The 7,280-nt window shown below is 73.8% G+C and carries 8 protein-coding genes; 2 read left to right on the forward strand and 6 right to left on the reverse strand.

Annotated features, from left to right (window positions below):
• Positions 1-52 precede the first annotated feature (52 nt).
• The gene (locus tag RM844_RS31885; RefSeq protein ID WP_311670943.1) at positions 53-1,213 is read right to left on the reverse strand and encodes an acyl-CoA dehydrogenase family protein; all 1,161 of its coding nucleotides are present in this window, start codon (positions 1,211-1,213) and stop codon (positions 53-55) included.
• A gap of 120 nt (positions 1,214-1,333) precedes the next feature.
• Here RM844_RS31885 and RM844_RS31890 point away from each other — a divergent pair, with 120 nt between their 5' ends.
• Together RM844_RS31890 and RM844_RS31895 are read left to right on the forward strand one after the other, a co-directional pair.
• Positions 1,334-2,674: a UDP-glucose dehydrogenase family protein gene (locus tag RM844_RS31890; RefSeq protein ID WP_311670944.1), complete on the forward strand. Its 1,341-nt coding sequence runs from the start codon at positions 1,334-1,336 to the stop codon at positions 2,672-2,674.
• Between the two features lie 89 nt (positions 2,675-2,763).
• The gene (locus RM844_RS31895; RefSeq protein WP_311670945.1) at positions 2,764-3,438 is read left to right on the forward strand and encodes a GNAT family N-acetyltransferase; all 675 of its coding nucleotides are present in this window, start codon (positions 2,764-2,766) and stop codon (positions 3,436-3,438) included.
• Here the strand turns inward: RM844_RS31895 and RM844_RS31900 are convergent.
• The 5 genes from RM844_RS31900 to RM844_RS31920 all read right to left on the reverse strand — a co-directional run.
• Positions 3,424-3,642, reverse strand: a complete 219-nt coding sequence (locus RM844_RS31900) for a DUF6011 domain-containing protein (protein ID WP_311670946.1) — start codon at positions 3,640-3,642, stop codon at positions 3,424-3,426. The genes RM844_RS31895 and RM844_RS31900 overlap by 15 nt on opposite strands.
• 60 nt (positions 3,643-3,702) lie before the next feature.
• Positions 3,703-5,298, reverse strand: a complete 1,596-nt coding sequence (locus RM844_RS31905; protein WP_311670947.1) for an alkaline phosphatase D family protein — start codon at positions 5,296-5,298, stop codon at positions 3,703-3,705.
• 157 nt (positions 5,299-5,455) lie between these two features.
• Positions 5,456-6,313: a putative RNA methyltransferase gene (locus RM844_RS31910; protein ID WP_311670948.1), complete on the reverse strand. Its 858-nt coding sequence runs from the start codon at positions 6,311-6,313 to the stop codon at positions 5,456-5,458.
• Between the two features lie 10 nt (positions 6,314-6,323).
• Complete coding sequence (locus RM844_RS31915) at positions 6,324-6,683, reverse strand: hypothetical protein (protein ID WP_311670949.1); 360 nt, start codon at positions 6,681-6,683, stop codon at positions 6,324-6,326.
• Positions 6,684-6,717: 34 nt separating this feature from the next.
• Positions 6,718-7,280 (reverse strand): hypothetical protein (locus RM844_RS31920; protein ID WP_311670950.1); only part of this gene is annotated, 563 nt, incomplete at its 5' end.

Below are 7,280 nucleotides of genomic sequence, written 5' to 3' on the forward strand. Positions count from 1 at the left end.
CGCAAGCCAGTCGACCAAGGCGTAAGCGCCCGCTGACCTCCCGTGGCGCGGGTCAGGGCAGGTTCCTCGCCATCACGATCCGCTGGATCTGGTTGGTGCCCTCGTAGATCTGGGTGATCTTGGCGTCCCGCATCATCCGCTCCACCGGGTAGTCCCGGGTGAAGCCGTAGCCGCCGAGCAACTGCACGGCGTCGGTGGTGATCTCCATCGCCGCGTCCGATGCGAAGCACTTGGCCGCCGCGCCGTAGAAGGTCAGGTCGGCGTCCTCCCGCTGCGACCTGGCCGCCGCCGCGTAGGTGAGCTGCCGGGCCGCCGCCAGCTTCATCGCCATGTCGGCCAGCATGAACTGGACGCCCTGGAAGTCGCCCACCGGCTTGCCGAACTGCTTGCGCTCGCGCACGTAGCCCTGCGCGTAGTCCAACGCGCCCTGCGCGATGCCCAGCGCCTGGGCGGCGATGGTGATCCGGGTGTGGTCCAGGGTGCGCATCGCGGTCGCGAAGCCGGTGCCCTCGGCGCCGATCATCCGGTCGGCCGGCACCCGCACGTTGTCCAGGTAGACCTCGCGGGTCGGCGAGCCCTTGATGCCCAGCTTCTTCTCCGGCGCGCCGAAGGACACCCCCGCGTCGTCCTTCTCCACCACGAACGCCGAGATCCCGCCCCTGGTCCGCTTCTCCGGGTCGGTGACCGCCATCACCGTGTAGTAGTCGGAGACACCGGCGTTGGTGATCCAGCGCTTGACCCCGTTGAGGACGTAGTCGTCCCCGTCCCGCACCGCGCGGGTCTTCATGCCGCCGGCGTCCGAGCCCGCGTCCGGCTCGGAGAGACAGTAGGAGAACATCGCCCGCCCGGCGGCCAGCGGGGTCAGGTACCGCTCCTGCAACTCCGGCGAGCCGGACAGCATCAGCGGCAGCGAGCCCAGCTTGTTCACGGCCGGGATCAGCGAGGCGGAGGCGCAGACCCGGGCGACCTCCTCGATCACGATCACGGTGGCCAGCGCGTCGGCGCCGGCCCCACCGAACGCCTCCGGCACGTGCACCGCGTGCAGGTCGTTGCCGACCAACGCGTCCAGCGCCTCCTGCGGGAAGCGGGCCCGCTCGTCCACGTCCGCCGCGTGCGGCGCGATCTTCGCCTCCGCCAGCGCCCGGACCGAGTCCCGGAGCAGCTCGTGCTCCTCGGCCGGACGGTAGAGATCGAAGTCCACGGCTCCTGCCACCTGTCTCACTCCCTGCCACACGAAGCGGTTCACGACTGTTAAGTAACTTGATCTTAGGGTCATCGTGGGTCTGGGGATAGGTGAGCTTGCCGACAGACGGCGCCGTCTATGCTCGGGGCCATGCCTCTGAAGATCTCGGTGATCGGTACCGGCTACCTCGGCGCCACGCACGCCGCCGCCATGGCGGAGTTGGGGTTCGAGGTGATCGGCCTCGACGTGGTGCCGGCCAAGGTCGAGCTGCTCGCCCAGGGCCGCTCCCCGATGTACGAGCCCGGGCTGGAGGAGATCCTGCGCCGCCATGTGGTCGGCCTGCCCGACTCCACCGGCCGGCTCTCCTTCACCACCTCGTTCGCCGAGGTCGCCGCCTTCGCCGACGTGCACTTCATCTGCGTCAACACCCCGCAGCGGCCCGGCGAGTACGCCTGCGACATGTCGTACTTCGACGGTGCCGTGGACGCCCTGGCGGTCCACCTGGACCGGCCCGCCCTGGTGGTCGGCAAGTCCACGGTGCCGGTCGGCTCGGCCGCGCGGCTGGCCGCCCGGATCGCCGAGCTGGCGCCGGCCGGCGCCGACGCCGAGCTGGCGTGGAACCCGGAGTTCCTCCAGGAGGGCTTCGCGGTCCGGGACACCCTGCACCCCGATCGGATCGTGGTCGGTGTCACCAGCGAGCGGGCCGAGGAGACCCTCCGCGAGGTCTACGCGACCCCGATCGCCGAGGGCAGCCCCTTCGTGGTCGCCGACCTGCCCACGGCGGAGCTGGTCAAGACCGCGGCCAACGCCTTCCTGGCCACCAAGATCTCGTTCATCAACGCCATGGCCGAGATCTGCGAGGTCGCCGACGGCGACGTGGTCAGGCTCGCCGAGGCGCTCGGGCACGACGAGCGGATCGGCCCCAAGTTCCTGCGCTCCGGCATCGGGTTCGGCGGCGGCTGCCTCCCGAAGGACCTGCGTGCCTTCTTCGCCCGGGCCGGCGAGCTGGGCGCCTCCGAGTCGCTCCAGTTCCTCCGCGAGATCGACTCGCTCAACATGCGGCGCCGCGCCTCCATGGTCGAGCTGACCCGGGAGGCGCTGGACGGCTCGCTGCTGGGCAAGCGGGTCGCCGTGCTGGGCGCCGCGTTCAAGCCGGAGACGGACGACGTCCGGGACTCCCCGGCGCTCAACATCGCCGGCCAGCTCCACCTCCAGGGCGCCGAGGTCAGCGTCTACGACCCGAAGGCGGCGGCCAACGCCAAGGCGGTCTTCCCGACCCTGCGGTACGCGGACTCCGCGGTGTCGGCGGCCCAGGGCGCCCACGTGGTACTGCACCTGACGGAGTGGCGGGAGTTCCAGGAGCTGGACCCGGCGGCCCTGGGCGAGGTCGTCTCCCGGCGCCACCTGCTCGACGGCCGGAACACCCTGGACGCCTCCCTCTGGCGCAAGGCGGACTGGACCTACCGGGCGCTGGGGCGGCCCCGCGCCTGACCCACGACCGGACGGGCGGGCGCGCCGGCGCCGGCGGGCGACCGGGAAAACGGGATGAGGCCGTCCCGGCGCCCGCCCCAGAATGGGGGATGCTGATCGACCACTGGCCCCTCGCGGGCCTCCGGCTGCGCACCCCCCGGCTGGAGCTGCGCCTGCCCGACGACGAGGAGTTGGCCGGGCTGGCCGACCTGGCCGCCGCCGGGGTGCACCCGCCGGCCGAGATGCCGTTCTCCGTGCCCTGGACCGACCGCCCGCCCCCCGCCCAGCAGTTGGCGACCATCCAGCACCACTGGCTGGCCCGGGCCAACCTCACCCCCGAGCGGTGGTCCCTCGATCTGGCCGCCTTCGTGGCCGGCCGCCCGGTCGGCACCCAGTCGCTGGCGGCCACGGACTTCGCGGTGCTCCGCGAGACCGCCACCGGCTCCTGGCTGGGGCGGGCGCACCAGGGCCACGGCCTCGGCACCGAGATGCGGGCCGCCGTGCTGGAGTTGGCCTTCGCCGGACTCGGTGCCGAGCAGAGCGTCTCCGGTGCCATGCTCGACAACACCGCCTCGCTGCGGGTCTCGACCAGGCTGGGCTACCAGGACGACGGGCTCACCCGGCTGGTGGTGCGCGGCCGGCCGGTCACCCAGCGGCGGCTCCGGCTGACCAGGGAACGCTGGCTGGCGCACCGCTCGGTCCCGGTCGAGATCAGCGGACTCGCGCCGTGCCGGCCGCTGTTGGGCGCGGCCGACGCCCGGCCGGCGGCCTCAGACGCCGGGTAGCGGGTCCTGTTCCACCGGGTGGTCCGGTGGCCGGGGCGCGCCGCGCAGCGCCAGCTTGGCGCGGCACTCCGGGCCCAGACCCCACGTCCTGGCCTCCCGGTCGCGCAGCGGGCGTCCGCAGAGCCGGCAGTGCACGGGAGGCCGGCGCCGCTCCGCCGGATCGGGGAGCAGCGCCGGCTGTTCATCCTCGCCGCCGGCCGCCATGCCCCAGGTCTACCACCCGGGGCCGGCCGGCGGCACCTCAGCGTCCGGAACCGGGCGAGGTCACTGCCCGACGAGCCCGGGCCGCAGCGTCTGGGCGAAGAGCACCCCGCCGTCCACCTCCCGCAGCCGCGCGGTGAGTTCGCCGCTCTCGCCGTCGATGACCACCTCGCCGTAGAACTGGTAGCCCTCGGCCGGTGAGACGTTGGCGACCGTGGGCGCCTTGACGAAGACCCGGTCGGGGCCGAAGGTGCCGTCCAGGTCGTTGGCGGGGAAGGCGCCGGCGTTCAGCGGACCGGTCACGAACTCCCAGAACGGCGCGAAGTCGCCGAAGGCGGCCAGCTCGGGGCGGTAGTGCTGGGCCGAGGTGTAGTGCACGTCGGCGGTCAGCCAGACGGTGCCGGTGATCCGCCGCCGCTTGACGAACCTGAGCAGCTCGGCGATCTGCAGCTCCCGGCCCAGCGGGGCGCCGGGGTCGCCGTTGGCTATCGCCTCGAAGTGGTGGTCGCCGTCCGGCACCACCAGGCCGATCGGCATGTCGGCGGCGATCACCTTCCACACCGCGCGGGAGCGGGACAGCTCCCGCTTGAGCCACTCCAGCTGTTCGCGGCCGAGGATGCCCTGCGCGTTCTCGGTCTGCCGGTTCGGCGAGTTGGCGTCCCGGAAGGTCCGCATGTCCAGCACGAAGACGTCCAGCAGCGGCCCGCGGCGCACCACCCGGTGCACCCGCCCCTCGCGCGCGCCGGGGCGCAGGGTGGGAATCGGGAAGTACTCGCCGAACGCCTGCCGGGCACGGGCGGCCAGCACGTCCACGTTGGTCTCGGTGTAGCGGTCGTCCGCCAGGATCTCCCCCGGGTACCAGTTGTTGGTCACCTCGTGGTCGTCCCACTGCACGATCGACGGCACCTGGGCGTTGAACCGGCGGAGGTTCTCGTCGGCCAGGTTGTAGCGGAAGTTGCCCCGGTACTCGGCGAGGGTCTCGGCCACCTTGGCCTTCTCCTCGGTGGTGATGTTCCGCCAGACCCGGCCGTCCGGCAGCGTGACCCGCTCGGTGAGCGGCCCGTCCGCGTAGACGGTGTCGCCGCTGAAGAGGAAGAAGTCCGGGTCCAGCCGCCGCATCTCGGCGAAGGCGCGGTAGCCGCCCAACTCCGGGTTGATGCCCCAGCCCTGGCCGGCCAGGTCGCCCGACCAGACGAAGCGGACGTCGGTCGAGCGCCGCTGCGACGGGGTGCGGAAGGTCCCCGTGACCGGGCGGCCGGTGCGCCGGTGGTCGTCCGGGTCCACCAGCGTCACCCGGTAGTGGACCTGCTGCCCCGGCTCCAGGCCGCGGAGCCGGGTGGTGCCGGTGAAGTCGGTGCCCGGGCCGAGCAGCGGCCCGGCGTACCGGCGGGGCCGGCGGAACGACTCGGTGGCCGAGGTCTCCACGACCATCCGGGCCGGCCGGTCGGAGCGGACCCAGACCAGCCCGGACTCGCCGGTCACGTCGCCCACCTGCACACCCCAGTCGGCGGACGGCCGTCCGCCGAACGCCTGGGCCGGCGCCGCGCCGGCCAGCGCCGCCCCGGCCGGCAGCGCCAACGCCGCCGACGCGGTGGCCGCGCCACGCAACAGGGTGCGTCGGCCCATCGTGCCGGTCTTCCGCTCGTCCGCCTGCGCCATCCCCTGGCACCTCCCATGGCTGGTTCTCGACCTGACGGGCGCCACTATGGTGCGCCGGCCGCGCGCCTCTAAGACCGTGCGCGCCAACTCTGGTTGAACACCTGGTGGCCCGGCCACCGCGGCCGGACCCGGGACCGGCGCCGGCCCGCCGGCCGGCTCAGCGGCCGGCGCGCGGCCGGTGCACGGAGAGCCGGAACGCGGCGCTGACCAGCGCCGGCGCCGCCGCGGCCGGCCCGCCGGCCGGCTGGTGGTGGGCGTTGGGCCCCATCGCCACCAGGGCGCCGGCCTCCTCGGCGGTCAGCCGCAGCGGGAACTCCAGCGGCACCACCGAGGTCTGCTCGAAGTGCTCGGCCAGGGTCCGGCGCAGCCGCTCGTCCTTGGCCGGATCGACCGACAACAGCCCCTGGCTGACCCGCAGTTCCGCCAGGTGTCCGGGCCCAGGGGTGACCACGAGCAGCGCGCCGCCCGGGGCGAGCACCCGGCGGAACTCGGGCCCGTTGCGCGGCGCGAAGACGTTGAGCAGCAGGTCCACCGCGCCGGTGCGCACCGGGAGGCCGCGCCACACGTCGGCGCTGGCCGCGCCCATCCGGGGATGGGCCCGGGCGGCCCGGCGCAGCGCGTACTTGGAGAGGTCGAGGGTCAGCCCCACCGCCCCGGGCCGCGCCCCGAGCACGCCGGCCAGCTGGTGGCCGGTGCCGCCGCCGGCGTCCAGCAGCACGCCGTCGGCCGGCGCCAACTCGCCCGCCAGCCGCGCCAGCTCGGCGGTCAGCGGCGCGTAGTGGCCGGCGTCCAGGAACGCGGCGCGGGCCGCGACCATGGTGGCGGTGTCCGCGTTGGCGCCGGGGGCCGCGCCGCTGGCCAGGCTGAGGTAGCCCTGCCGGGCGAAGTCGAAGCTGTGCCCGGCGGGGCAGCGCGGCGACCGGTCCCGGGTGGCCAGCGGCGCCCCGCAGACCGGGCAGGCCACCACGTCGGCCAGTCGCTCCCAGGGGGATGGCTGGTCGACGGGGCTGCTCATGCCCGGGATGCTACCGGCCGGCGGTGTTCGTTCCGCCCGCTGCCTCGGTCGGGTCGCAGAGCGCGAGCTCGGACCATCCCGTCATCATGATGCGGTGCCAGGCGTGGGCCTTGCCCGGGGCGATGGTGTAGCAGGTGTCGCCCGGCCCGTCCTTGACGTCGGTCAGGGAGACGGGCTCGGCGCAGTGGTTGGCCGCCGAGGTGGAATGGGTGTTGAACAGCAGGTCGTGCCATGTCCCGACGGCGACGCAGTAGGGCAGGTCCGTGTCGTCGCGGGGTTGGTCCTGGGCGGTGGCGATGGGCGCGGTGGTGGCGAGCAGGGCGCCGGCGGTGGCGAGGCCGGCGATGGCGCGGCGGATGGTGTGGGCCATGCTGTCTCCTGGTCGAAGCGGTGGGGGCGGTGGTTCAGTCGGCCGTGCTCGCCGCCGTGTCCGGGTCGCAGTAGTCGAGCACGGCGGGACCGCTCTCGACGCCGCGGTGCCAGACGTGGGCGTCCCCCCGCTGGAGGGTGTGACAGTCGGCGTCGGCCCCGTCCCTGGTGTCCCACAGCGAGACGGCTGAGAAGCAGTGGTTGGCCGCCGAGACGGCGACGGTGTCGAGCACCGGGTCCTGGTACTCCACGACCACGACGCAGTCCGCCAGGTCGTAGCAGAAGCTCAGGCCGACGTAGTCGGTCTCCAGGTCGGCGTTGGTGTAGCGGATCGTCGTACCCGGGTGGACGGTCTGGCATCCCTGGGTGGCGCTGCCCGAGGCCCAGGTGGGGATCACCGCGTGGGCTTCGTCGCAGTTGTTGGTCACGTCGGCCACGAGCCCCGGGGACAGGCCGCCCTGGGTGCCCTCCTCGACGGTGAGGCAGGACGGGGGCGTGGCGGTCGTCTCGGGCTGGGTCTGGGCGGTGGCGATGGGCGCGGTGGTGGCGAGCAGGGCGCCGGCGGTGGCGAGGCCGGCGATGGCGCGGCGAGCGGTGC

The sequence above is a fragment of the Streptomyces chisholmiae genome (assembly GCF_031845445.1).
Taxonomy (GTDB): Bacteria; Actinomycetota; Actinomycetes; order Streptomycetales; family Streptomycetaceae; genus Streptomyces; species Streptomyces chisholmiae.

What these genes read in the sequence shown, in the direction of transcription:
- RM844_RS31910 (WP_311670948.1), bottom strand. Translation starts at nt 6,313, where the DNA reads ATGAGCAGCCCCGTCGACCAGCCATCCCCCTGGGAGCGACTGGCCGAC.
- RM844_RS31890 (WP_311670944.1), top strand. Translation starts at nt 1,334, where the DNA reads ATGCCTCTGAAGATCTCGGTGATCGGTACCGGCTACCTCGGCGCCACG.
- RM844_RS31915 (WP_311670949.1), bottom strand. Translation starts at nt 6,683, where the DNA reads ATGGCCCACACCATCCGCCGCGCCATCGCCGGCCTCGCCACCGCCGGC.
- RM844_RS31895 (WP_311670945.1), top strand. Translation starts at nt 2,764, where the DNA reads ATGCTGATCGACCACTGGCCCCTCGCGGGCCTCCGGCTGCGCACCCCC.
- RM844_RS31905 (WP_311670947.1), bottom strand. Translation starts at nt 5,298, where the DNA reads ATGGCGCAGGCGGACGAGCGGAAGACCGGCACGATGGGCCGACGCACC.
- RM844_RS31900 (WP_311670946.1), bottom strand. Translation starts at nt 3,642, where the DNA reads ATGGCGGCCGGCGGCGAGGATGAACAGCCGGCGCTGCTCCCCGATCCG.